General features: G+C 71.5%; 23 protein-coding genes. 12 read left to right on the plus strand and 11 right to left on the minus strand.

Annotation, left to right across the window (positions count from 1 at the left end):
- The first annotated feature begins 91 nt into the window (after positions 1-91).
- From purL to BJ975_RS16195, 4 genes are all read left to right on the plus strand, one after another.
- Complete coding sequence (gene purL / locus BJ975_RS16180) at positions 92-3946, plus strand: phosphoribosylformylglycinamidine synthase (RefSeq protein WP_218845982.1); 3855 nt, start codon at positions 92-94, stop codon at positions 3944-3946.
- Between the two features lie 90 nt (positions 3947-4036).
- Positions 4037-4216 (plus strand): hypothetical protein, encoded by a 180-nt coding sequence (locus tag BJ975_RS16185; protein WP_179422414.1) that lies wholly within the window; start codon positions 4037-4039, stop codon positions 4214-4216.
- Between the two features lie 79 nt (positions 4217-4295).
- A complete protein-coding gene (locus BJ975_RS16190) occupies positions 4296-4913 on the plus strand; it encodes a DUF47 domain-containing protein (RefSeq protein WP_179427786.1) in 618 nt (205 codons plus the stop codon).
- Positions 4914-4919: 6 nt separating this feature from the next.
- Positions 4920-5936, plus strand: coding sequence for an inorganic phosphate transporter (locus BJ975_RS16195; protein ID WP_179428393.1), 1017 nt, complete (start codon positions 4920-4922; stop codon positions 5934-5936).
- An 11-nt stretch (positions 5937-5947) separates the two neighbouring features.
- Here BJ975_RS16195 and pstB read toward each other — a convergent pair whose 3' ends face one another.
- The 7 genes from pstB to BJ975_RS16230 all read right to left on the minus strand — a co-directional run bounded on the left by pstB (position 5948) and on the right by BJ975_RS16230 (position 13308).
- Positions 5948-6727 (minus strand): phosphate ABC transporter ATP-binding protein PstB, encoded by a 780-nt coding sequence (pstB, locus tag BJ975_RS16200; protein ID WP_179427788.1) that lies wholly within the window; start codon positions 6725-6727, stop codon positions 5948-5950.
- 20 nt (positions 6728-6747) lie between these two features.
- Positions 6748-7809 (minus strand): phosphate ABC transporter permease PstA, encoded by a 1062-nt coding sequence (pstA, locus tag BJ975_RS16205; RefSeq protein ID WP_179427790.1) that lies wholly within the window; start codon positions 7807-7809, stop codon positions 6748-6750.
- 1 nt (position 7810) lies between these two features.
- Positions 7811-8743 (minus strand): phosphate ABC transporter permease subunit PstC, encoded by a 933-nt coding sequence (pstC, locus tag BJ975_RS16210; RefSeq protein WP_269304030.1) that lies wholly within the window; start codon positions 8741-8743, stop codon positions 7811-7813.
- A 74-nt stretch (positions 8744-8817) separates the two neighbouring features.
- Entirely contained in the window at positions 8818-9924 is a 1107-nt protein-coding gene (gene pstS / locus BJ975_RS16215) for a phosphate ABC transporter substrate-binding protein PstS (RefSeq protein ID WP_179427791.1), read from the minus strand.
- Between the two features lie 133 nt (positions 9925-10057).
- The gene (locus BJ975_RS16220) at positions 10058-10930 is read right to left on the minus strand and encodes an NUDIX hydrolase (protein WP_179427792.1); all 873 of its coding nucleotides are present in this window, start codon (positions 10928-10930) and stop codon (positions 10058-10060) included.
- A 17-nt stretch (positions 10931-10947) separates the two neighbouring features.
- On the minus strand, positions 10948-13080 hold the full coding sequence (locus BJ975_RS16225) for an RNA degradosome polyphosphate kinase (RefSeq protein WP_179427793.1): 2133 nt from the start codon (positions 13078-13080) through the stop codon (positions 10948-10950).
- Positions 13081-13119: 39 nt separating this feature from the next.
- The gene (locus tag BJ975_RS16230) at positions 13120-13308 is read right to left on the minus strand and encodes a hypothetical protein (protein WP_179427794.1); all 189 of its coding nucleotides are present in this window, start codon (positions 13306-13308) and stop codon (positions 13120-13122) included.
- Between the two features lie 119 nt (positions 13309-13427).
- Between BJ975_RS16230 and BJ975_RS16235 the strand changes: the two genes are divergently transcribed.
- Positions 13428-14459, plus strand: coding sequence for an alpha/beta hydrolase (locus BJ975_RS16235; protein WP_179427795.1), 1032 nt, complete (start codon positions 13428-13430; stop codon positions 14457-14459).
- A 1-nt stretch (position 14460) separates the two neighbouring features.
- Here BJ975_RS16235 and mshD read toward each other — a convergent pair whose 3' ends face one another.
- On the minus strand, positions 14461-15255 hold the full coding sequence (mshD, locus tag BJ975_RS16240) for a mycothiol synthase (RefSeq protein WP_179427796.1): 795 nt from the start codon (positions 15253-15255) through the stop codon (positions 14461-14463).
- On the minus strand, positions 15252-16679 hold the full coding sequence (locus BJ975_RS16245; protein ID WP_317628240.1) for a carboxyl transferase domain-containing protein: 1428 nt from the start codon (positions 16677-16679) through the stop codon (positions 15252-15254). The genes mshD and BJ975_RS16245 overlap by 4 nt, the downstream gene beginning before the upstream one ends.
- 73 nt (positions 16680-16752) lie before the next feature.
- Between BJ975_RS16245 and BJ975_RS16250 the strand changes: the two genes are divergently transcribed.
- From BJ975_RS16250 to BJ975_RS16260, 3 genes are read left to right on the plus strand one after another with little or no spacing between them, the layout of a single operon-like run.
- Positions 16753-17805: a mannose-1-phosphate guanylyltransferase gene (locus BJ975_RS16250; protein ID WP_269304019.1), complete on the plus strand. Its 1053-nt coding sequence runs from the start codon at positions 16753-16755 to the stop codon at positions 17803-17805.
- 9 nt (positions 17806-17814) lie between these two features.
- Entirely contained in the window at positions 17815-18186 is a 372-nt protein-coding gene (locus tag BJ975_RS16255; protein WP_179427802.1) for a YidH family protein, read from the plus strand.
- Positions 18183-18485 carry a DUF202 domain-containing protein gene (locus tag BJ975_RS16260; protein WP_179427804.1) on the plus strand — a complete coding sequence of 101 codons (303 nt, stop codon included), beginning with the start codon at positions 18183-18185 and terminating at the stop codon, positions 18483-18485. Before BJ975_RS16255 ends, BJ975_RS16260 begins: the two co-directional genes overlap by 4 nt.
- Positions 18486-18559: 74 nt before the next feature.
- Here BJ975_RS16260 and manA read toward each other — a convergent pair whose 3' ends face one another.
- Entirely contained in the window at positions 18560-19771 is a 1212-nt protein-coding gene (gene manA, locus BJ975_RS16265; protein ID WP_179427806.1) for a mannose-6-phosphate isomerase, class I, read from the minus strand.
- A 24-nt stretch (positions 19772-19795) separates the two neighbouring features.
- Between manA and BJ975_RS16270 the strand changes: the two genes are divergently transcribed.
- On the plus strand, positions 19796-20554 hold the full coding sequence (locus BJ975_RS16270; RefSeq protein WP_317628239.1) for an HAD-IIB family hydrolase: 759 nt from the start codon (positions 19796-19798) through the stop codon (positions 20552-20554).
- A 150-nt stretch (positions 20555-20704) separates the two neighbouring features.
- On the opposite strand, the gene BJ975_RS16275 is transcribed toward BJ975_RS16270, so the two are convergent.
- On the minus strand, positions 20705-21460 hold the full coding sequence (locus tag BJ975_RS16275) for a winged helix-turn-helix transcriptional regulator (RefSeq protein ID WP_179427810.1): 756 nt from the start codon (positions 21458-21460) through the stop codon (positions 20705-20707).
- 173 nt (positions 21461-21633) lie between these two features.
- Here BJ975_RS16275 and BJ975_RS16280 point away from each other — a divergent pair, with 173 nt between their 5' ends.
- The 3 genes from BJ975_RS16280 (at position 21634) to BJ975_RS16290 (ending at position 23605) form a co-directional block, all read left to right on the plus strand.
- On the plus strand, positions 21634-22056 hold the full coding sequence (locus BJ975_RS16280; RefSeq protein WP_179427812.1) for a thioredoxin family protein: 423 nt from the start codon (positions 21634-21636) through the stop codon (positions 22054-22056).
- Between the two features lie 207 nt (positions 22057-22263).
- Positions 22264-22704 (plus strand): DUF4395 domain-containing protein, encoded by a 441-nt coding sequence (locus BJ975_RS16285; RefSeq protein ID WP_179427814.1) that lies wholly within the window; start codon positions 22264-22266, stop codon positions 22702-22704.
- A gap of 52 nt (positions 22705-22756) precedes the next feature.
- Positions 22757-23605: a sulfurtransferase gene (locus BJ975_RS16290; RefSeq protein ID WP_179427816.1), complete on the plus strand. Its 849-nt coding sequence runs from the start codon at positions 22757-22759 to the stop codon at positions 23603-23605.

The following is a 23605-nucleotide window of genomic DNA, read 5'->3' on the forward strand; positions in this document are numbered from 1 at the left end:
GACGATGGCACCGGACCGCGCCGCGCACCAGCACCCACGCGGACCGATGCGCCCGGCGGGCCGGGCAGGACGGGCCGATAGGCTGGGTCGCGTGTCGCGCGACGTCGAACTCACCGTGGTCGAGGGCGGCAACGCCCTCTCCGCCTTCCGAGCCCAGGCCCTGCTGACCCGTCTGCAGGAGGTGGCCCCCGGACTGACCGGCGTCCGCGCCCGGCACGTGCACTGGGTGGCCAGCGAGCGTCCCCTCGACGTGGCCACCACCGACACCGTCACGCGGATCCTCGACTACGGCGATCCGGTGCAGGACGGCCCTGACGGCACCCTGGTGGTGGTCGGACCGCGCCTCGGCACGATCTCGCCGTGGTCGAGCAAGGCCACCGACATCGTCCACAACTGCGGGCTGGACGTCCGCCGCGTCGAGCGGGTCACCGAGTACACGCTCGAGGGTGGCCGGCCGAGCCCCGATCAGCTCGCCGCGTGCGCCGACGTGCTGCACGACCGGATGACCGAGACCGCCCTGTACTCCCGCGAGGCCGCGGCCGAGCTCTTCGACGAGCGCGAGGCCGAGCCGATGCAGCGGATCGACGTGCTCGGCGGCGGCCGGGAGGCTCTCGAGCGGGCCGACGCCGAGTTCGGCCTGGCACTGTCGCCCGACGAGATCGACTACCTCGTCGACGCCTTCGTCGGCCTCGACCGCAACCCCACCGACGTCGAGCTGATGATGTTCGCCCAGGCGAACTCCGAGCACTGCCGCCACAAGATCTTCAACGCCGACTTCGTGGTCGACGGCGAGCCGCAGGACCGCTCGCTGTTCGCGATGATCCGCCACACCGAGGCGCTCCACGGCGCCGGCACGATCGTGGCCTACAAGGACAACGCCTCGATCATGGAGGGTGGCCCGGCCACGCGCTGGCTCCCCGAGTCGGCCGACCGCCCCAGCCGCTACGCGTCGCGCGACGGCGACGTGCACGTGCTGATGAAGGTCGAGACGCACAACCACCCGACCGCGATCTCGCCCTTCCCGGGCGCCGCGACCGGTGCCGGCGGCGAGATCCGCGACGAGGGCGCCACGGGCCGCGGCTCGCAGCCGAAGGCGGGCCTGACCGGCTTCGTCGTGTCGAACCTGCACCTGCCCGGCACCGACGAGCCGTGGGAGACCGAGCAGTTCGGCCGCCCCGCGCACATCGCGAGCCCGCTCGACATCATGACCGAGGGTCCGATCGGCGCCGCCGCGTTCAACAACGAGTTCGGTCGCCCGGGCCTCGGCGGCTTCTTCCGCGTCTACGAGCAGACGGTCGACGGCGTCCGTCGCGGCTATCACAAGCCGATCATGAGCGCGGGCGGCCTCGGCTCGATCAGCGCCGAGATGACCGAGAAGATCCAGTTCCCGGCCGGCACGCTGCTGGTGCAGCTGGGTGGCCCCGGCATGCGCATCGGCATGGGCGGCGGCGCGGCCTCCTCCAAGGCCGCGGGCGCTAACGCCGCCGAGCTGGACTTCGACTCCGTCCAGCGCGGCAACCCCGAGATCGAGCGACGCGCGCAGGAGGTCATCAACCACTGCTGGTCGCTCGGCGAGGAGAACCCGATCCTGTCGATCCACGACGTGGGCGCGGGCGGCCTGTCCAACGCGTTCCCCGAGCTCGTGGACGACGCCGGCGTCGGCGCCACGTTCGAGCTGGGCTCCGTGCCGCTCGAGGAGAGTGGCCTGGCGCCCAAGGAGGCGTGGTGCAACGAGAGCCAGGAGCGCTACGTCCTGGCGATCGCGCCCGAGTCCCTCGAGCGGTTCGCCGCGCTCGCCGACCGTGAGCGCTGCCCGTTCGCCGTCGTGGGCGTGGCCCGCGACGACGCCCAGCTCGTGCTGGCGCCGGTCGATCCCGAGGACGAGGTCCCGATCGACATGCCGCTCGAGGTGCTGCTCGGCAAGCCCCCGAAGATGACGCGCGACGTCACCCGCGTCGCGCGCGCCTCCGACGAGCTCGACCTCGCCGACGTCGACGCGCGCGAGGTCGCGTACGACGTGCTCCGCCACCCGTCGGTGGCCTCGAAGCGCTTCCTCGTCACGATCGGCGACCGCACGGTCGGCGGCCTGACGCACCGCGACCAGATGGTCGGCCCGTGGCAGGTGCCCGTCGCCGACGTCGCGGTCACCCTGTCGGACCACGTCGGCTTCGCCGGCGAGGCGATGGCCAGCGGCGAGCGCACCCCGCTGGCGTCGGTCGACGCGCCGGCCTCCGGTCGGATGGCCGTGGGTGAGGCGATCACCAACCTGCTGGCCGCGCCGATCCACCTGCCGGGCGTCAAGCTCTCGTGCAACTGGATGGCCGCGTGCGGCGAGGACGGCGAGGACGCCGCCCTCTACGACACCGTGCACGCCGTGGCGATGGAGCTGTGCCCCGCGCTGGGCATCTCCGTCCCCGTCGGCAAGGACTCGCTGTCGATGCGCACGCGCTGGACCGAGGAGGACGGCACCGAGAAGCAGGTCATCGCGCCGGTCTCGCTCGTCGTCACCGCGTTCGCGGCGCTGTCCGACGTGCGCGGCACCGCGACCCCCGAGCTGCCCGCCGGCGCGGCGCTGCTGCTCGCCGACCTCGGCGCCGGAGCGAACCGCCTCGGCGGCTCGATGCTGGCCCAGGTGCGCGGCGAGTTCGGCGGCACCGTCCCCGACCTCGACGACCCCGCCCGCCTCGTGTCGCTGGTCGACGGCGTCAACGCGCTGCGCGACGCCGGCCTGCTGCTGGCGTACCACGACCGCTCCGACGGCGGCCTGTGGGCGGCCGTGTGCGAGATGGCGTTCGCGGGCGGCGTGGGCGCCGACCTCGACGTCGCCGACCTCGCCGCGCTGTTCACCGAGGAGCTCGGCGCGGTGCTGGCCGTGCCCGCCGACCGCGCCGACGAGGCCCTCGCGCTGCTCGCCGAGCACGGCCTCGAGGACCTCGTGCGCCCAGTGGGCGCCTCCACCGAGGACCGCCACCTGCGCGTCCCGGCGCTCGGTCTCGACGAGCCGCTCCAGGGTCTGGCCCAGGCGTGGGACGAGGTCGCGTGGCGGATCTCGCGCCTGCGCGACAACCCGGAGTGCGCCGACGCCGAGCACGCCGCGATCGGTGCCGACGTCCCCGCGCTCACGGTCGCGCCGACGTTCGACCCCACCGACGACGTGGCCGCGCCCTACCTCGTCGGCCGGGCCCGCCCGAAGGTCGCGATCCTGCGCGAGCAGGGCGTGAACTCGCACGTCGAGACCGCGTTCGGCTTCGACCGCGCCGGCTTCGAGACCTACGACGTGCACATGACCGACCTGCAGTCCGGGCGCTTCGACCTCGCCGACGTGGTCGGCCTGGCCGCGTGTGGCGGGTTCTCCTACGGCGACACGCTCGGCGCCGGCGAGGGCTGGGCGCGCTCGGTGCTGTTCAACCCGGCGCTGACGGACGCGTTCGCCTCGTTCTTCGCCCGACCGGACACGTTCGGCATCGGCATCTGCAACGGCTGCCAGATGTTCGCGTCGCTCGCCGACATCATCCCCGGCGCCGACGCCTGGCCGCGCTTCACCCGCAACGCCTCCGAGCAGTACGAGGCGCGCCTGTCGCTCGTCGAGGTGCTCGACTCGCCGTCGATCTTCTTCTCCGGCATGGCCGGCTCGAAGGTGCCGATCGCGGTGGCGCACGGCGAGGGCTTCGCGAACTTCTCGGCCCGGGGCGACGCTGCCACCGTGCACCGCGCGGCCCGCTTCGTCGACGTGGACGGGCAGGTCGCGAGCGCGTACCCGGCCAACCCGAACGGGTCCCCGGACGGCCTCACCGCGGTCACGACGCCCGACGGCCGGTTCACCGCGATGATGCCGCACGCCGAGCGCGTCCAGCGCAACGTGCAGCTGTCCTGGACCTCGGGCGACGTGTCCGCCGAGAGCCCCTGGCTGCGCATGTTCCGCAACGCCCGCGTGTGGGTCGACTGACCCCCGGAACCGGGGTGTGGGCGTAGTCCGAACGGGCGGTTTTCCGTCCGGGACTTCGGTTACCGGCGCGTACCCGCGTACTCTCGGTATGTGGCCCTGTACCCCCCCGGCGAGCGCACGAGCGAGCCGCTCGACGATCGGCTGCGCGACGATGCCGCGCTGGCCGAGATCGAGCTGACCTCGCGGCTCATGATCGCGGCGTCGGGAGCCACCTCGCCACTGACCCAGTCGGAGATCGACGGCCTCCTGGGCGTCGACCCCGAAGCCTGACCGCCCTCGGTTGGCGGCGGCACTCGCCCAGCACCTACCATGGGCAGAGTCTGCCCGCCACATGCCGAGGAGTACCCGCGTGCGTTTTCGCATCCGACCGGTCGAGGCTTCGTTCTACGACCTCTTCACCGAGATGGCCAACCACTTGGTCACCGGCGCCGGGATCGTCGCCAGGGTCCTGGACCCCGAGGCCGACAAGACCGCACTCGCCGCGCAGATGAACGACGCCGAGCATGCCGCGGACGACACCACGCACGCGATCATCAAGCTCGTGAACAGCACGTTCATCACGCCGTTCGACCGTGAGGACATCTACGCGCTGGCCAGTGGCCTCGACGACGTCATGGACTACATGGAGGAGGTCGTCGACAGCGCGGCCCTCTACGGCGTCACGGAGTTCCCCGACGCCTTCGCGGCGCAGGTTCAGGTGCTCCAGCGCGCCTCCAACCTCACGGCCGAGGCCATGCCGCGGCTGCGCACGATGAAGGACCTCGACGAGTTCTGGATCGAGATCAACCGCCTCGAGAACGAGGGCGACCGGAACCACCGCCGCATGCTCGCTGACCTGTTCGACGGCAACTACAAGGCCATGCAGGTGCTGAAGCTCAAGGACATCGTCGAGGCCGTGGAGGCCGCGATCGACGCCCTCGAGTCGGTCGCCAACACGGTCGAGCAGATCGCCGTCAAGGAGTCCTGAGTGGACCTGGTCACGGTCATGGTGGTCACGGTCGTCGTGATCGCCCTCGTGTTCGACTACACGAACGGCTTCCACGACGCCGCCAACGCGATCGCCACCTCGGTGTCGACGCGCGCGCTGACCCCGCGGGTCGCGCTGGCGATGGCCGCCGTCCTGAACTTCGTCGGCGCCTGGCTGGGCGTCGAGGTCGCCAAGACGATCCAGGGGATCATCGACATCGACGGGGTCACCAGTCTGACCGACGCCGACCGGGCCCATGCACTGACGATCGTGCTGGCGGCCCTGATCGGTGCCATCACCTGGAACCTCATCACCTGGTACTTCGGCATCCCGTCGTCGTCCTCGCACGCCCTCATCGGCGGCATCGTCGGCGCCGGCATCGCCTCGTCCACCGTGGTCCACTGGGACACGCTGGTCGACAAGGTCGCGATCCCGATGGTGCTGAGCCCCGCGCTGGGCTTCTTCCTGGCGTTCGGGCTGATGACCGCGATCATGTGGATCTTCCGGCGTGCCAAGCCCACGCGGGTCAACCGCGGCTTCCGCCACGCGCAGACCGTCTCGGCCGCCGGCATGGCGCTCGGCCACGGCCTGCAGGACGCCCAGAAGACGATGGGCATCATCGTGCTGGCGCTCGTCGCCGGCGGCTTCCACACCGGTGACGACGTGCCCCTGTGGGTCATCGTCGCGGCCGCCAGCGCGATCGCCGCGGGCACATACTCGGGCGGCTGGCGCATCATGCGCACGCTCGGCCGCCGCATCATCGAGCTCGACCCGCCGAAGGGCTTCGCCGCCGAGGCCACTGCGGCCAGCGTCCTCTACGTGATGGCGATCGGCCTGCACGCGCCGGTCTCGACCACCCACACGATCACGTCGGCGATCATGGGCTCGGGCGCCACCAAGCGCTTCAGCGCCGTCCGCTGGGGCGTCGCGAAGAACATCGTCGTGGCCTGGGTCGTCACCATGCCCGCCGCCGCGGCCGTCGCCGCCGCGTTCTACTTCCTCGCGCGCCCCTTCCTCCCGTAAGAGGTGGTCGCTCAGCCGAACCGGCCCTGGATGTAGGCCTCGGTGGCCGGGTCGTCGGGGTTGGCGAACATCTTCTCGGTCGGGCCCAGCTCGACGAGGCGGCCGGGCTGGCCGACGCCCGCGAGGTTGAAGAAGGCCGTCTGGTCCGAGACGCGGGCGGCCTGCTGCATGTTGTGGGTGACGATCACGATCGTGTAGTCGTTCTTGAGCTCGTGGATGAGGTCCTCGATGACGCTCGTCGAGATCGGGTCGAGCGCCGAGCAGGGCTCGTCCATGAGCAGCACCTCGGGCTCCACGGCCACCGCGCGCGCGATGCACAGGCGCTGCTGCTGACCGCCGGAGAGGCCCGAGCCGGGTCGGTCGAGGCGGTCCTTGACCTCGGCCCAGAGCCCGGCGCGGCGCAGCGAGCGCTCCACGATGTCGTCGGCCTCGGACTTCTTCATCCGCTTGCTGTTGAGTCGCTGGCCCGCGAGCACGTTCTCCGAGATGGACATCGTCGGGAACGGGTTGGGCCGCTGGAACACCATGCCGATCTTGCGGCGGACGTTCACCGGGTCCATGTCCGAGGCGTAGAGGTCCTGGCCGTCGACCAGTACCTTGCCCTCCACGCGGGCGCCGCGGATGACCTCGTGCATGCGGTTCAGCGACCGCAGGAACGTGGACTTGCCGCAGCCCGAGGGGCCGATGAACGCGGTGACCGCGCGGGCGGGGACGGCGATGTTCACGCCCTCGACGGCGAGGAAGTCGCCGTAGTAGATGTTCAGGTCCGAGACGTCGATGCTCTTGGCCATGGGGTTTCCTTCCGGGTGGTTCAGCGCTCGCCCTGGGGCGAGAAGAAGTGGGAGACGAGGCGGGCGACGAGGTTCAGCAGCATCACGATGATCAGCAGCACGAGAGCGGCGCCCCAGGCGCGCTCGATGCTCGGCTCCGGCGGCACGCCGGGCTGCATGATGGAGGAGTAGGTGAAGACGGGCAGGGTCGCCATGCGCCCGTCGAACAGGTTGAAGTTGACCGAGTCGGTCGCGCCGGCGATCACCAGCAGCGGAGCGGTCTCGCCGATCACGCGGGCGATGGCCAGCGTGATGCCGGTGACGATGCCCGCCAGGGCGGTGGGCAGCACGACCTTGACGATCGTGCGCCACTTCGGCACGCCCAACGCGTAGGACGCCTCGCGCAGCTCGTTCGGGACGAGCTTGAGCATCTCCTCGCAGGAGCGGACGACGACCGGGATCATCAGCACCGACAGCGCGACCGCGCCGCCGATGCCCATGCGCACGCCGTCGCCGAAGAACACCACGAAGAGCGCGTAGGCGAACAGGCCGGCGACGATCGACGGGATGCCCGTCATGACGTCGACGAGGAAGCGGATCCACGTCGACAGGCGGCTGTCATCGCCGTACTCGATGAGGTAGATCGCCGTGAAGAGGCCGATCGGCACCGAGATGACGGTGGCGCCCGCGGTGATCAGCAGGGTGCCGACGATCGCGTGGTAGATGCCGCCGCCCTCGCCGACCACGTTGCGCATCGAGTAGGTGAAGAACTCCGAGCTCAGGACCGGCAGGCCCTTCTCGAGCACGCTCCACATGATGCTGCCGAGCGGGATGAGCGCGAGGCCGAAGGCCGACGCCACGAGCAGGGTCACGAGCCGGTCGACGGCCTTGCGGCGGCCCTCGACGAGGCGCGACCAGAGCGGGACGACCCAGGCGAGCGCGTAGCCCAGGACGGCGAGGCGCAGGTCGGTGAAGAGGCCGGCGACGACGAGGACGACGGCGAGCACGTGGATGGCCCGCGGTGCCGCCGCGGGCAGGCTGCGCGTGCGCAGGGAGTCCGCGAGGTCGTCCTGCTGCGGGGGAGGGGTGAGGGTCGTGGTCATGTCAGTTCGCTCCGGAGAATTCCTTGTTGCGGGCGACGATGGCGCGGGCGGCGAAGTTGACCGCGAAGGTGATGATGAACAGCACCAGGCCGGTCGCGATCAGCGCGTTGACCGTGAGGCCGCTGGCCTCGGGGAACGACTGCGCGATGTTCGCGGCGATCGTGTTGGGGTTGCCCGAGCTGATGACGTTGAAGGTGACGACGCCCGAGGCGCTCAGCACCATCGCGACGGCCATCGTCTCGCCGAGCGCTCGGCCCAGGGCCAGCATCGCCGCCGAGACCATGCCCGAGCGGGCGTAGGGGAAGACGGCCATCTTCGTCATCTCCCAGCGCGTGGCGCCGAGGGCGAGCGCGGCCTCCTCGTGCAGGCGCGGGGTCTGCAGGAAGATCTCGCGGCAGATCGCCGTCATGATCGGCAGCACCATGATCGCGAGCACGAGGGCGGCGGTCAGGATCGTGCGCCCCGTGGCCGAGGCGGGCCCGGCGAACAGCGGGATGAAGCCGAGGTTCTCCTCGAGCCAGACGTACAGCGGCTGGATCGCCGACGACAGCGTGATGATGCCCCACGTGCCGTAGACGACGCTGGGCACGGCGGCCAGCAGGTCGATGAGGTAGCCGATCGGCTGGGCCAGGCGGCGCGGCGCGTAGTGCGAGATGAACAGCGCGACGCCGATCGCGACGGGGGTCGCGATGACGAGCGCGATCGTGGCCGCCCACAGCGTGCCGAAGACCAGGGGTCCGACGTACTGCAGGAAGCCCTCGCCGCTCTTGACCTCGTCGGGGGAGGCGGTGATGCCGGGGATGCCCTCGGCGGTCAGGAAGATCGCCACGCCGGCGAGCGTCGCCAGGATGACGACGGCCGCCCCGAGGGAGATGCCCCGGAAGACGCGGTCCCCGGGGCGGGTGGCCGCTCGCGGTTCGGTGGAAGTGCTCACGTGTGTCCTTGTCGGAGTTCGTCTGCTGCGCATGACCCGGGCGAGGGGTGCGGCCCTCGCCCGGACCAAGCGCATCAGCCGATCGTGTCGATGGCCGTCTTGACCTTGGCGGCGAAGTCGTCCGAGAGCGGGGCCGAGCCGGCGGCCTCGGCGGAGGCGTTCTGGCCCTCGGAGCCGGCGACGTAGGTCAGCCACTCCTTGACGAGCTCGGCCTCGGTGGCGTCCTCGTACTTCTGGCAGGCGATCTGGTACGAGACCAGGACGATCGGGTAGACGCCCGCGGCCTCGGTCTTGCGGTCGATCTCCAGGGCGAGGTCGGTGGCGGCGCGGCCCTCGACCTGCGTGGCGGCGTCGAGGACCTTGGCGGCGGCCTCGGGGGTCGGCGCGACGAACTCCTCGCCGACCTTGACCGCGACGGTGCTCAGCTCGCCGGCCTGGCTGGCGTCGGCGTAGCCGATCGTGCCCTGGCCGCCGGAGACGGCCTGGATCACGCCGGAGGTCTGCTGGGCGGCCTCGCCACCCTTGACCGGCCACTCCTCGACCTCACCGTGCGTCCAGGAGCCCTCGGAGGCGGCGTCCAGGTAGGCGGTGAAGTTCTCGGTGGTGCCCGAGGCGTCGCCGCGGTGGACGGGCGTGATGGTCGAGTCGGGCAGCTCGGCGTCCGGGTTGTCCGCCGCGATGGCCTTGTCGTTCCACTTCGTGACGTCGCCCGCGAAGATCGCGCCGATGGTCTGCGGCGAGAGCTGCAGGTCGTCGACGCCGTCCAGGTTGTAGACGACCGCGACGGGGCTGACGTAGACCGGGACGGTCACGACGTCGGAGCCGCAGCGGTCCTTGGCGGCCGCCACCTCCTCGTCGTCGAGGAAGGCGTCGGAGCCGGCGAAGGAGACGCCGCCCGCGATGAACTGCTCACGACCGCCGCCGGAGCCGATGGCGTCGTAGTTGACGGTGACATCCGCGTTGGCGGTCTGGAAGCCCTGCTTCCACGCGTTGACGGCGGACTGCTGCGAGCTCGCGCCGGCGCCGTTGAGGGTGCCGCTGAGCGAGCTCTCGGAGGAGTCGTCGGCCGAGGCGCTCTCGTTGGCGGCGCCGCAGGCGGACAGGCTGAACAACAGCGCGGAACCCGCCGCGGTGGCGGCCAGGGTGCGCATGGACTTGCGGTTCACTGTGTTCCCTCTCATGGAGCGTGTGTGTGAGGCGATCGCCCCGAACACCGTCACGCTAGGAATCGCAGGTGTATCGAACCTGCGGCGAGGGTGAACGACAGGTGAACTCAGGCGGAAGGCTGGGTGTGCGCGACGGCGTTCCGGCCCGTCACACCAGCTCGGACGCCAGCACCCGTCCCTTGCGGTGATGGATCACCAGGGCGTGCCCGGGCGACAGCACCGGACCGTCGATGCCCAAGGCCGTGTAGACGTCGCGCAGCGTCGGGCGGTGTGTGCAGGCGACCGTGGGGCGCTTCGTGCCGAGGAGTCCCTCGACGGCCCGCTCGACCTTCGCGGCCGAGGCGCCCTCGACGAGCCGGTCGTCGAGCTCGAGCAGCTCGTCGGTGGCGCCGACGTAGGGGTCCACGGTCTGCACGGTGCGGGTGGCGGGGCTGCTGACGATGCGCCGGGCGCCGAACGCGGTGAGCACCGGGACGAGCTCCTTGGCGCGGTCGTGGCCGGCGGGGGCGAGCGGCCGGTCGAGGTCGCCGCCGTCCCACGCGTCGCGCCCGACCGCCTTCGCGTGTCGCAGCACCACGAGCGTGCGCGCCTTGTGCGACTTGCGCGCCACGAGGTCCTCGAAGGCCTCCAGCAGGCGGCGGTCGTGCTCGTAGGTCAGCTTCTTGCGCGCGGCGCGGGGCGAGAGCCAGCGCACCTGGTCGACCTCGCGGTTGGGACGGAAGTCGGTCTCGTCGTCGACGGTGCGGGCGATCCAGTAGGCGACCTGCTTGAGCCCGCCGCGGACGCGGTAGGTCACCTCGGGCAGCGGGTGCACGAGGCGCACCCGGTAGCCGGTCTCCTCGGCGATCTCGCGCACCGCCGTGACGGGCAGCGGCTCGTCGGGATCGGTCTTGCCCTTGGGGAAGGTCCAGTCGTCGTAGCCGGGGCGGTGCACGAGCAGCACCTCGAGGCCGCCGGATCCCTTCGGGCCGGCCTTGCGCCACACGATGCCGCCCGCGGCGGTGATGACCTTGCTCGCCATGGTGACAGTGTGCGCCCTCAGGCCCGGGACCGACGAGAGCGTGCCCGGTCGATGAGCATCTCCTGGACGTTCGCCCCGGGCACCCTGGTCCAGGCGCCGTCGGCGCCCAGGTGCCACGAGAGCGTCTCGTCGGACGCCATCGTGTCGAGGAGGTCGGCCAGCTGGTCGCCGTGGGCGGCCGAAGGCACCCGCACGAGCACCTCGACGCGACGGTCGAGGTTGCGGTGCATGAGGTCGGACGAGCCGATCCACACCTCGCGGTCGTCGCCGGCGCCGAAGACGAACACCCGGCTGTGCTCGAGGAAGCGGCCCAGGATGCTGCGCACCCGGATGTTCTCGGACAGGCCCGGCACGCCGGGTCGCAGCGCGCAGATGCCGCGGATGATGAGGTCGATCCCGACGCCCGCGCGGGACGCCTCGTAGAGCTTGTCGATGATCGCCTCGTCCACGAGTGAGTTCAGCTTGATCGCGATGTGCGCCGGCTTGCCGGCACGCTGCTTGTCGATCTCGCCGTCGATCCGCTCGATGAGGCCCGAGCGCAGCTCGCGCGGGGCGACCAGCAGCGAGTCGTAGTCGCTGGAGACCGCGAAGCCCGAGAGGCTGTTGAAGAGCTCGGTGAGGTCGTGCGTGATCTCGCGGTTGGAGGTCAGCAGGCCGAAGTCCTCGTAGTGCCGCGCGGTCTTCGGGTTGTAGTTGCCGGTGCCGATGTGGGCGTAGCGGCGCAGCCCGTCGGGCTCGTCGCGGATCACCAACGCCAGCTTGCAGTGCGTCTTGAGCCCCACGAGGCCGTAGACGACGTGGCAGCCGGCGCGCTCGAGCTTGCGGGCCCAGCGGATGTTCGCCTGCTCGTCGAAGCGCGCCTTGATCTCCACGAGGACCAGCACCTGCTTGCCCGAGCGGGCGGCGTCGACGAGCGAGTCGATGATCGGCGAGTCGCCCGACGTGCGGTAGAGCGTCTGCTTGATCGCGAGCACGTGCGGGTCTGCCGCGGCCTGCTCGATGAAGCGCTGCACGCTCGTGGCGAACGAGTCGTAGGGGTGGTGCACCAGCACGTCGCGCTTGCGCAGCGCGCTGAACATGTCGGCGGGGCTCGCGGTCTCGACCTCGGCCAGGTGCTCGTGGGTGCCGGGCACGAACGGCGGGAACTTCAGGTCGGGGCGGTCGTTGTCGGCGATCTCGTTGAGGCTGCGCAGGTCGAGCGGACCCCGCAGGCGGAAGACCTCCTCGTCCGAGACGCCCAGCTCGCTGACCAGCAGCTCGAGCACGGCGTCGGACATGGTCTCGTCGACCTCGAGCCGCACGGGCGGGCCGAAGCGGCGCCGCAGCAGCTCCTTCTCGAGGGCCTTCAGCAGGTTCTCGGCGTCGTCCTCCTCGACCTCGAGGTCCTCGTTGCGGGTGACGCGGAACGTGTGCTGATCGATGATCTCCATGCCCGGGAAGAGGCTGTCGAGGTTCGCCGCGATGACGTCCTCGAGCGCCACGTAGCGGCCGTCGGAGGCCTTGATCCAACGCTGGATGACCGGCGGCACCTTCACGCGGGCGAAGTGCTCCTTGCCGGTGCGCGGATTGCGCATGACCAGCGCGATGTTCAGCGAGAGGCCGGAGATGTAGGGGAACGGGTGCGCGGGGTCGACCGCCAGCGGCGTCAGGACCGGGAACACGCGGTGGTGGTAGAACTCGGTGATCGTGCCGCGCTCCTCGTCGGTGAGCTCGTGCCAGCGCAGCAGGCAGATCCCCTCGTCGGTCAGCGCGGGCATGATCGCGTCGTGCAGGAGGTTGGCCTGGCGCTCCATCAGCACGCGACTGGCCTGCAGGCTCGAGCTGAGCACGTCGCGCGGGTTGAGGCCGCTGGCCGAGGGCACCGCCACGCCGGCGGCGATGCGCCGCTTCAGGCCGGCGATGCGCACCATGAAGAACTCGTCGAGATTGCTGCCGAAGATGGCCAGGAACCGGGCTCGCTCCAGCAGTGGGAGCGTCTCGACCTCGGCGAGCTCCAGCACGCGGGCGTTGAACGCGATCCACGAGAGCTCGCGGTCGAGGAAGCGGTCGTCGGGCAGCGCACCGTCGGTGGCGTCGTAGGGCGGATCGACGTCGAACTCGTCGGGGGACGAGGCGAGGGGCTCAGGGACCGTCAGGTCGGTGGTCTCCATGGACTCACCCTGCCACGGTCAGGTGAAGAGCAGGTGAACTCAGCCGAGCGCCCGCACCACCAGGTAGGCGCCACCGGCGAGGAGCGCCCACAGGGGGATCGAGAGCAGGACGAGCAGGGACATGGAGCGGCGGAACCCGGGGCGTGCCACCGGGGTCTCGCCCAGGGGCGCGGCCAGGTTGGGCTGAGGCTCGCTCTGGTCGACCTTGAACGCTTTCGCAGTGCCCATCGACTTTCCTCTCGTCGTGTACGAGACGTGGTGTCGTCCTCTCCATGATGCGCCACCCGGCAAGCAATTGCTCGCTTTGTGTCACAGAAGTGACGCGTGAGGCTGCTACGTTCGCGTCCATGAGCGTGTCAGGACGGGTTCGCAGGGCCGCAATCGCCGCCGTCGGCGCGGCTCCCCGACCCGTGAAGCGGGCGATGTTCGGGGCGCCACGGCGCCACGGCGACCAGGTGCTGCACCCCGACATGCAGGCGCTGCTGGCGCTCATGCGGCTGGAGGCCCCCGACCCGGCCTCGACGCCCATCAGCCGCCAGCGTCGCGACCTCGCCCGCGCCGACCGCCTGCTCGGCGGCACCCAGCCGATCGGTGCCGTGACCGAGCGCCAGATCGCCGGTCCCGCCGGCCCGATCCGGCTGCGGTTCTACACGCCGCGCGACCTGGTCGGCCCGTCGCCGGCCCTCGTCTGGCTTCACGGCGGCGGCTTCACGCTCGGCGACCTCGAGAGCCACGACGCCCTGTGCCGGTTCGTGGCGGAGCAGGCGATGGTGCGCGTCGTCGCGGTCGACTACCGGCTGGCGCCCGAGCATCCGTTCCCGTCGGCGGTCCAGGACTGCGTCGCCGCGTGGACCTGGGTGTGCGAGAACGCCTCCGCGCTGGCGATCGACGCCGACCGGATCGCGGTGGGCGGCGACAGCGCCGGCGGCAACCTCGCCACCGTGGTGGCGCAGGAGATGGTGCGCTCCGGCGGACCCGTGCCGCGCCTCCAGCTGCTGGTCTACCCCGTCACCGACTTCACGACGATCCGCCAGAGCCGGCGCGACTTCGGCCGTGGCTACTTCCTCACCGAGGACCTCATGGAGGAGTTCACCGGCGCGTACCTCGTGCGCGACGAGGACCGCACCGACCCGCGGATCTCGCCGATCCACGGCGACCTGCACGACCTGCCGCCGGCCCACGTGGTGACCGCGGCGTTCGACCCGCTGCGCGACGAGGGCGAGGCGTACGCCGAGGCGCTCCGCGAGGCCGGGGTCGGCGTCTCGCTCGTGCGCGAGCCGGGACTCATCCACGGCTTCGCCACGATGGTCGGCTTCGGCACGGCCGCGCCCGCGGCGGTGCGCCGCTTCGCGGCCGAGCTGCAGCGCGGCCTGGTCTGAGTCAGGCGCGCGCGGCGTACAGGACGTCGCGCGCCTTCTCGGTGAACCCGAGGCCGCGGTAGACGGCCAGGGCCGGGTCGTTGTCGCCCTCGACGTAGAGGTCGATCGCGGACACGCCCCGGCTCCACAGGTGGCGCAGGCCGATCGCGGTGAGCGCCTTGCCCAGTCCGCCGCCGTGCGCCGCGGGGTCGACGCCCACGACGTAGACCTCGCCCACGCCGTCCTCGACCTTGGTCCAGTGGAAGCCGACGACCTCATCGTCGCGCTCGGCCACGAACAGTCCCGCGGGGTCGAACCACTCCTGCGCGCGGCGGCGGTCGAAGTCGGCGCGATCCATCGCGCCCTGCTCGGGGTGCGAGGCGAACGCGCGCCCGTTGACCGCGACGATCGCGTCGGCGTCCTCCTCGCGGAAGGAGCGCAGCGTGACGCCGGCCGGCGTCACGACCTCGGGCACGACCGCCTCGGCCGTGGTCAGGACGAGCAGCGTGCGCTCGGCGTGCAGGCCCGCGGCGGCGGCGAGCGCCTGCGCGCCGGGCAGGTCGCCGTGCGCCCAGAACCGGGTCTCGCCGCGCTCGACGAGGTCGTCGACGAGGGCTCGCCCGCGGCCCTGGCGCCGGTAGCGCGGGTGCACGACGAACTCGACGGGCGCGTCACCGACCGCGACCGCCCCGACGACCTCGTCGTAGCGCTCCAGCCGCAGCGGGCTGCCGTCGCGCAGCGCGATCGTGGTGGCCTCGTTGAACGGGGCGACGCCGTCGGCCTCGAGGGCGGACTCGGCCAGGTCCAGCAGGGTCATGCGCGTCCTCGCAGCTCTCGCAGGTGGTGGGCGACCTCGGCCGCGAGGGCGCGGGCGAAGGCCTCGGGATCGTCGCCCTCCGGCTCGGGCACCAGGTGGTGCACCGCGCCCGACTCGTACAGGTCGAACGCGCTGATCCGCTGCTCGGTGGCCAGCTGGGCGGCATGGTCGACGTCGCCGAAGACGATCGCGCTCGCGCCCTCGGGCGGCAGCGGCGACAGCCACGAGTTCTCTGCGGCGATCGTGCGCGAGGCGGGCAGCAGCGCGAGCGCCCCGCCGCCGCAGCCCTGGCCCAGCAGCACCGACACCGAGGGCACCCGCATCGTCGACATCGAGCTGATGCAGCGGGCGATCTCCCCGGCGATGGCGCCCTGCTCGGCGTCGGGCGAGAGCTCGGCGCCCGGGGTGTCGATGAACGACACGAGCGGCAGGCCCAGCTCGTTCGCCAGCTTCATGCCGCGGCGCGCCTCGCGCAGGGCCGCGGGGCCCATCGGCTTGATCCGGCTCTGGGTGGTGCGGTCCTGGCCGATCACGATGCACGGCTCGCCGTCGATGCGGGCCAGGGCGACGATCATCGCGGCGTCGCGCTCGCCGCGCTCGGTGCCCTGGAGCCGGATGATCTCGTCGGTGCCCCAGCGCAGCACCTCGCGGACGCCGGGACGGTCGGGCGTGCGGGTCAGCAGGACCGAGTCCCACGCGTCGTGGCGGCGCTCGGTGGCCGCGGGTCGTCGCTCGCGGCTGGACTCGCCGGGCGGGTCGATGAGGATCGACAGCGCCGTGTCGACCATGAACGGCAGCTCCTCGGGCATGACGACGGCGTCGATGATGCCGCGGTTCGCGAGGTTGTCCGAGGTCTGGATGCCGGGCGGGAACGGCGCGCCGTTGAGCAGCTCGTAGACCTTGGGGCCGAGGAAGCCGATGAGGGCGCCCGGCTCGGCGATCGTGATGTGGCCCAGCGAGCCCCACGACGCGAAGACGCCGCCGGTCGTGGGGTGGCGCAGGTAGATCAGGTACGGCAGGCCGGCGGCCTTGTGGTCCATAAGGGCGCGCGAGATGTCGACCATCCGGACGAACGCGGGCGTGCCCTCCTGCATGCGGGTGCCGCCCGAGGCGGTGGTGGCCAGCACGGGGATGCCCTCGGCGGTGGCGCGGCGCACCGCTCGCACGATGCGCTCGGCGGCCACCTGCCCGATCGAGCCGGCGAGGAACTTGAACTCGTTGACGAGCACCGCGACGGGCCGGCCGCGCATCAGGGCGCGCCCGGTGATCACCGATTCGTCGGTGCCGGCACGCTCGGCGGCGGCCAGCAGATCGGTGCGGTACGGCTCGGGGTGCACGGTGTGGTCCACGGGCTCGTCCCACGACTCCCACGAATCGGGGTCGAGGACGAGGTCGATCAGCTCACGAGCGGTCAGGCGGGACACGGCACCCAGTATGGCCGGGATCGGGAGAGTCGACCGACCGCGAGGGGCGCGGCGGACCACTACAGTGACGGCCGTGTCCACCTTCCACGCCATCATTCCCGCCGGCGGAGCCGGGACGCGACTGTGGCCGCTGTCGCGGAAGGCGCGCCCGAAGTTCCTGCTCGACCTCGAGGGGACCGGGCGCACGCTGATCCAGCAGACGTGGGACCGGATGCTCCCGCTCGCCTCGCCCGAGCACGTGCACGTGGTGTCCGGAGCGGCCCACGCCGGCGCCATCGCGGCCCAGCTGCCCGAGCTGGTGAACCTGCTGCTCGAGCCGTCGCCGCGCGACTCGATGCCCGCCATCGGCCTGGCCGCCGCGATCATCGAGCGCGCCGATCCCGACGCGGTCGTGGGCTCGTTCGCCGCCGACCACCGCATCCCCGACCCCGACCGGTTCGCCGACGCCGTGCGCGAGGCGATCGCGGTGGCCGAGCAGGGCTACGTCGTCACGATCGGCATCGAGCCGACCGAGCCGTCCACGGCGTTCGGCTACATCGCCGCGGGCGAGCCGCTCGAGGACTTCGCGTCGGCACGCGCCGTGCGCACGTTCGTCGAGAAGCCCGACGAGGAGACCGCGCGCGGCTACCTGGCCTCGGGCGACTTCGTGTGGAACGCCGGGATGTTCGTCGCGCGCGCCTCGGTGCTGCTCGACTCGCTCGCGCGCTTCCAGCCCGACCTCGCGGCGGGCCTGCGCGCCATCGCGGCCGCGTGGGGCAGCCCGGCGTTCGTCGCCGAGCTGGAGCGCACCTGGCCCACCCTCACCACGATCGCGATCGACCACGCCGTGGCCGAGCCCGTCGCTGCCGAGGGCGGGATGGCCGTGGTGCCCGCCACCTTCGGCTGGGACGACCTCGGCGACTTCGCCTCGATCGCGCCGCTCGGGTCCTCGCCCGACGTGCTCTGGGTCGACGCCGACGGCGTGGCCCGCGGGCAGGACGGCGTGCAGATCGCCGTGCTCGGCCTGCGGAACGTGGCCGTCGTCCAGACCGACGACGCCGTGCTCGTGCTCGACCTCGCGCAGTCGCAGCGCGTGAAGGAGATCGTCGCGCAGCTGCCCGGACTCGACCGCGACGACCTGCTCTAGGAGGCGACGATGGCGCGATGGCCGCAGCAGGTCTACGGGGCGGGCTCGGACCCCGACCCGCGGTTCACGCTGGCGAACGAGCGCACGTTCCTGGCCTGGATCCGTACGTCGGGGGCCTTGTTCGCGCTCGCCCTGGCGCTCGAGGTGCTCGACCTCGCGCTCACGCCGTGGGTCCGGGACGTGATCGTCGTGCTGCTCGCCGCCGGTGCGCTGTGGGGCGCCGTCGGCTCGTGGCTGAGCTGGGCGCGCACCGAGCGCGCGCTGCGCACGGACATGTCCCTCCCCGGTGGCGGGCCCTACCTCGTGCTCGCGGCCTTCCTCGTCCTCGCGGTCGCGCTGTTCCTGATCGACGTGGCGGTCATCCGGGGCTTCGGGTCGTGACCGAGCACCGCGAGCCCACCGAGCGCACGGTCCTGGCCTGGCAGCGCACGCTGCTCAGCCTCGTGGTGATGTTCGTGGTGACGGCGCGGATCGCGCTGGAGGGCGACCGGGCGTGGACGTTCGTGCTGGCGTCCGTCGCGGCGGTGCTGATGCTCGTGCTCTTCGTGCCCCTGCACCTGAGGTCACGACGCCTGCCGGAGCAGGCCCTGGTCCTGCGCGACGGCAAGGCGCCCTTGCTGCTCGCCGCCTCGCTCGCGCTGCCGGCCGCCGCCCTGCTGCTGCAGGTGGCCCTGCGCTGACCGAGATGTGCTCCATCTTCGACGTTTGGAACGGCGTGAAAGGTCGAAGATGGAGCACATCTCGGTACGGGCGGTCAGGGGATCGCGCGCACGGGCCGGTGGCCCACCAGGTCCTTGAGCTCGGAGTCGGGCGTGCCCGGCCCGGGCAGGTAGATCTGCGCGACCTCGCCGGTGCCCACGAGGGTCAGGTCGCCGTCCTCCGCGTCGGTGTAGACCGTCTCGCCGCGGCTGAGCGCCATCTTCTCGCCCTGCGCGTTGAGCAGCTGCACCGCGCCGCCGATGCACATGACGATCGAGTGGCTCGCCGCGATGATCGAGACGCCGTCGGGGTCGGCCGGCGACACCTGCGTGACCGCGAGCGCGAACTCCTCGACCTCGGGGTGGTAGACCTCGGTCGAGAACGACGGGTAGCCCGGCTCGACGCGCGCGACGCGGGCCATGCCGGCCTCGAGGCAGCGGATCAGGCCCTCTGGGTCGAGCGCCTTGCGGGTGAGGCCCGCGCGCATGACGTTGTCGGAGTTCGCCATGGCCTCCAGGCACAGGCCCGACAGGTGCGCGTGGATGACGCCGGTGCCCAGGAACATCGCCTCGCCCGGCTGCAGCGTGAAGCGGTTGAGCAGCAGCGACACCACGATGCCGACGTCGTCGGGGTGGTGGCGGGCGATCATCGCGGCGGTGCTGTAGGCCCGCTTGATGTCGACGCCGTCGTGGACGAGCGCCTTGCACTGGATGACGACCTGGGCGATCTCCGCCGGCGGCGGGGGAGCGATCAGCAGGTTCTCCAGGACGCGAACGATCCCCTTGAAGCCCGTCTTGGCGCGCAGGGTCGCCGAGGCGGCGTTGATCGTGGGAGTGTCCAGCTGGGCGAACACGCGCAGGATCTCGGCGGTGGGCCGGAAGCCGACGAGGGTGTCGAACGTGCTGAGCGCGTAGACCATCTCGGGCTTGTGGTTCGGGTCCTTGAACACGCGCTGCGGGGAGTCGAGCGGGACGCCCGCGGCCTCCTCGCGCGCGAACCCCTCACGCGCCTCGGCCTGCCCGGGGTGCACCTGGATCGACAGCGGCTGCTCGGCCGCGAGGATCTTCAGCATGAACGGGACCTCGCCGGCGATGTCGGACAGCGGTCGCAGACCCTCGGCCGTCTCGACCTGCGAGGGGGCCAGCGGATGGGTGCCGAGCCACATCTCGGCGACCGGCTCGCCGGACACCGTCCGCCCCAGGAAACGCGGAATGTCGCTCGTGGAGCCCCAGTCGTACGCCTGGGTCATGTTGTGCAGACGGCGCATGTACTCAACAGTAGACTCCCTCGCGTGTCCGGACCCCGACTCGTCGCGTTCGATCTCGACGACACGCTCGCCCCGTCGAAGTGCGCGATCCCCGCGCCCATCGGCGAGCTGCTGATCCGGCTCGCCGAGCGGGTCGAGGTGGCGATCATCTCCGGCGGCCAGCTGGAGCAGTTCCGCAAGCAGGTCGTCGAGCAGCTGCCGCCGGCGCCCGCCGAGGTCCTCGAGCGGATCCACCTGCTGCCCACGTGCGGCACGCAGTACTACCGGCTGCGCGGCGAGGAGATCGTCACCGTCTACGCCCACCGGCTGACCGAGGACGAGCGCGACCGCGCCCTCGCCGCCGTCGAGCAGGAGGCGAGGCGGCTCGGCCTGTGGGAGTCGCAGACGTGGGGCGACATCCTGGAGGACCGCGGCTCGCAGATCACGTTCTCCGCGCTGGGCCAGAAGGCGCCCATCGACGCGAAGATGGCGTGGGACCCCGACGGTCGCAAGAAGGGCGCCCTGCGCGACGCCGTGGCGGCCGTGCTGCCCGACCTCGAGGTGCGCTCGGGCGGCTCGACCTCGGTGGACATCACCCACCGTGGCATCGACAAGGCCTACGGGATGCGGCAGCTGGCCGACGCCACCGGCATCGGCCTGGACGCCATGCTCTTCGTGGGCGACCGCCTCGACCCCGAGGGCAACGACTACCCGGTGCTCGCGCTCGGCGTCGACTGCCACGCGGTCGGGGGCTGGCAGGACACCGTGGACTACCTCGAGGGCCTCATCCCCACCCTCGGCTGACGCCCGCTCGCGCTCCGCGCGAGCCAGATGTGTAGCGGTATCCACCCTTTTTCCGGTGGTTGACGCCGAAAAGGGTGGACAGCGCTACAGATCTCGTTCGCCGGAGGCGAAGGTCAGGCGGAGCCGCCGGAGGCGAACGCTACGAGGAGGTCAGGCGCGGCCGGCGACCTGGCGGCGGGCCGACTCCTGGCGCTCGGCGGCGCGGTCCGCGGCGGCCTCGCCGGGCTCGCGGCGCGAGACGAAGCGGTAGCCGACGTTGCGGACGGTGCCGATGAGGGTCTCGTTCTCGGGGCCGAGCTTGGCGCGGAGACGACGCACGTGGACGTCGACGGTGCGGGTGCCGCCGAAGTAGTCGTAGCCCCACACCTCCTGCAGCAGCTGCTGGCGGGTGAACACGCGGCCGGGGTGCTGGGCGAGGAACTTCAGGAGCTCGAACTCCTTGAAGGTGAGGTCGAGGACGCGGCTGTCGAGCTTGGCCGTGTAGGTGACGTCGTCGACCACGAGGCCGCTGGCGCTGATGATGTGGCTGTCGTCCTCGGACTTGTCGCCGTCGGCGGCGACGCGGCCCATGCTCAGGCGCAGGCGGGCCTCGAGCTCGGCGGGGCCGGCGGTGGTGAGGATGACGTCGTCCATGCCCCAGTCGGCGGCGGCGACGGTGAGGCCGCCCTCGGTGAGGATGAGGATGAGCGGGCACTCGATGCCCGTAGTGCGCAGGACGCGGGTGAGGCTGCGGACCTGGGCGAGGTCATGGCGCCCGTCGACCAGGACGGCGTCGCACTGGGGCGCGTCGATGAGCGCGCTGGCCTCGGCGGGGAGGATCTTCACGTGGTGGGGGAGCAGCGCCAGTGACGGCAGCACCTCGACGGACGACTGGGTGCTCTTCGTCAGCAGCAGCAGGTGGGACACGGTCGGATGGCCTCCTATACACGTCGAGGCCCCGACGAACGAACCGCGTTCATCGAAGCCTCATTGCCCTGTCGACCATACTTCATGTGATGTGCCCGTGACGAGAGGTGCCGCGGGAATGCGAACCACGTCACATCGTTGACACATGGTGGACCGATCCAGGAGGAGAGCCGATGACCGGAGTGCAGGTGCTGCTGCTGGCCGTCGTGGTCGCAGGCGTCGGCGCGGCCGTCATGCGCTGGAAGAACGGCCGGTTCGCCACGACCACGACACGGGACGACGCCGAGCGGCTCGGCCCGGACGACCTCGGCGCCCCGCTCGGCGAGCGCGCCACGCTGGTCCAGTTCTCCAGTGCCTTCTGCGCCCCGTGCCGGGCGACGCGCCAGGTCCTGGGGCAGGTCACGGGTCTGGTGCCGGGCGTGACCGCCGTGGAGATCGACGCGGAGGCCGAGCTCGACCTCGTCCGCCGGGTCGGGGTGCTGCGCACGCCCACCGTGCTGGTGCTCGACGCGGGTGGCCGGATCGTCGAGCGGGCCTCCGGGGCGCCCACGCGCGACCAGGTGCTCGTGGCGCTCGGCCGGGCGATCTCCGCCTGACCGTCTCTCATCGTGGACGTTCGTCTCACATGACGGGATGCGGACGCAGGGCGACAGGGTCGTGCCCCTACGCTGGAGGCATGTTCACGACACACCTGACCCGACGACGCGCGGTGGACAACTGCCGCACGCGCTCGGCGCTGTGTCGTCTGCGCTGACTCCCTCACCCGCACTGTCAGCCCTCACTCCTGTTCGGAGCACCCCGTCATGTCCCACGACACCCCCGTCGTCGATCCTCGCGCGCTGCGCTTCACCGCCGCCGTGACCAGCCTGGTCCTGGCGCTGGTGCTCGTGGCGCCCTCGCCCGTGCGCGAGGTGCTGCTCGGCGTCCAGGTGGCGATCTTCGCGCTGGGAGCGTTCGTCTCGCTGTCGGCCTCGCCGTGGGCGTGGCTGTTCCGCACCGTCGTGCGACCCCGCATCGGCGCGCCGCAGCGCACCGAGGACGCGCGCCCGCCGCGCTTCGCCCAGACCGTCGGCCTGGTGTTCACCGCGATCGGCCTGCTGGCCCTCGTGGCCGGACTCACCACGGTCGGCCTCGTCGCCGTGGGCCTGGCCTTCGTCGCCGCCCTGCTCAACGCCACCACGGGCTTGTGCCTGGGCTGCGAGCTCTACCTGACCACCCGACGCCTCGCCGGCCAGACGGCCTGAGGCCCCAGACCACCGCACGACTCCACCACTTCGCAGAGGAAAAGGAAGCACCATGAGCCGCGAGACCGCACTCGTCACCGCCGACTGGGTCGAGGACCACCTGAACGACGACGGCATCGTCCTGATCGAGGTCGACGAGGATGTCGAGGCCTACGACAAGGGCCACATCCCCGGCGCGATCAAGCTGGACTGGAAGAAGGACCTGCAGGACGGCGTCCGTCACGACTTCGTCAGCAAGGAGCGCCTGGAGCAGCTGCTGAGCGAGAAGGGCGTGTCCAACGACGACACGGTCGTCTTCTACGGCGGCAACAACAACTGGTTCGCCGCGTACGCCTACTGGTACCTCAAGTACTACGGCCACCAGAACCTGCGCCTGCTCGACGGCGGCCGCAAGAAGTGGGAGCTCGACAGCCGCGAGCTGACCGACGAGGTCCCCTCGCGCGCCGCCACGACCTACACCGCGCAGGAGCCGAACGAGGACATCCGCGCCTACCGCGACGAGGTCGTCGAGGCCATCGGCACGAAGAACCTCATCGACGTGCGCAGCCCCGACGAGTTCGCCGGCCGCCTGCTCGCCCCCGCGCACCTGCCGCAGGAGGCCGCGCAGATCGGTGGCCACATCCCCACCGCCGGCAACGTGCCGTGGAGCAAGGCCGCGAACGACGACGGCACCTTCCGCAAGGACGAGGAGCTGCAGTCGCTGTACGCAGACGCCGGCCTCGACCAGGGCAAGGACACCATCGCCTACTGCCGCATCGGCGAGCGCAGCTCGCACACGTGGTTCGTGCTCAGCGAGATCCTGGGCTACTCCAACGTCAAGAACTACGACGGCTCGTGGAGCGAGTACGGCTCGCTGCGCGGCGTGCCGGTCGCCGTCGGCGACGAGCCCGGGGAGGCCTGA

The organism is Aeromicrobium tamlense (assembly GCF_013408555.1).
Taxonomy (GTDB): domain Bacteria; phylum Actinomycetota; class Actinomycetes; order Propionibacteriales; family Nocardioidaceae; genus Aeromicrobium; species Aeromicrobium tamlense.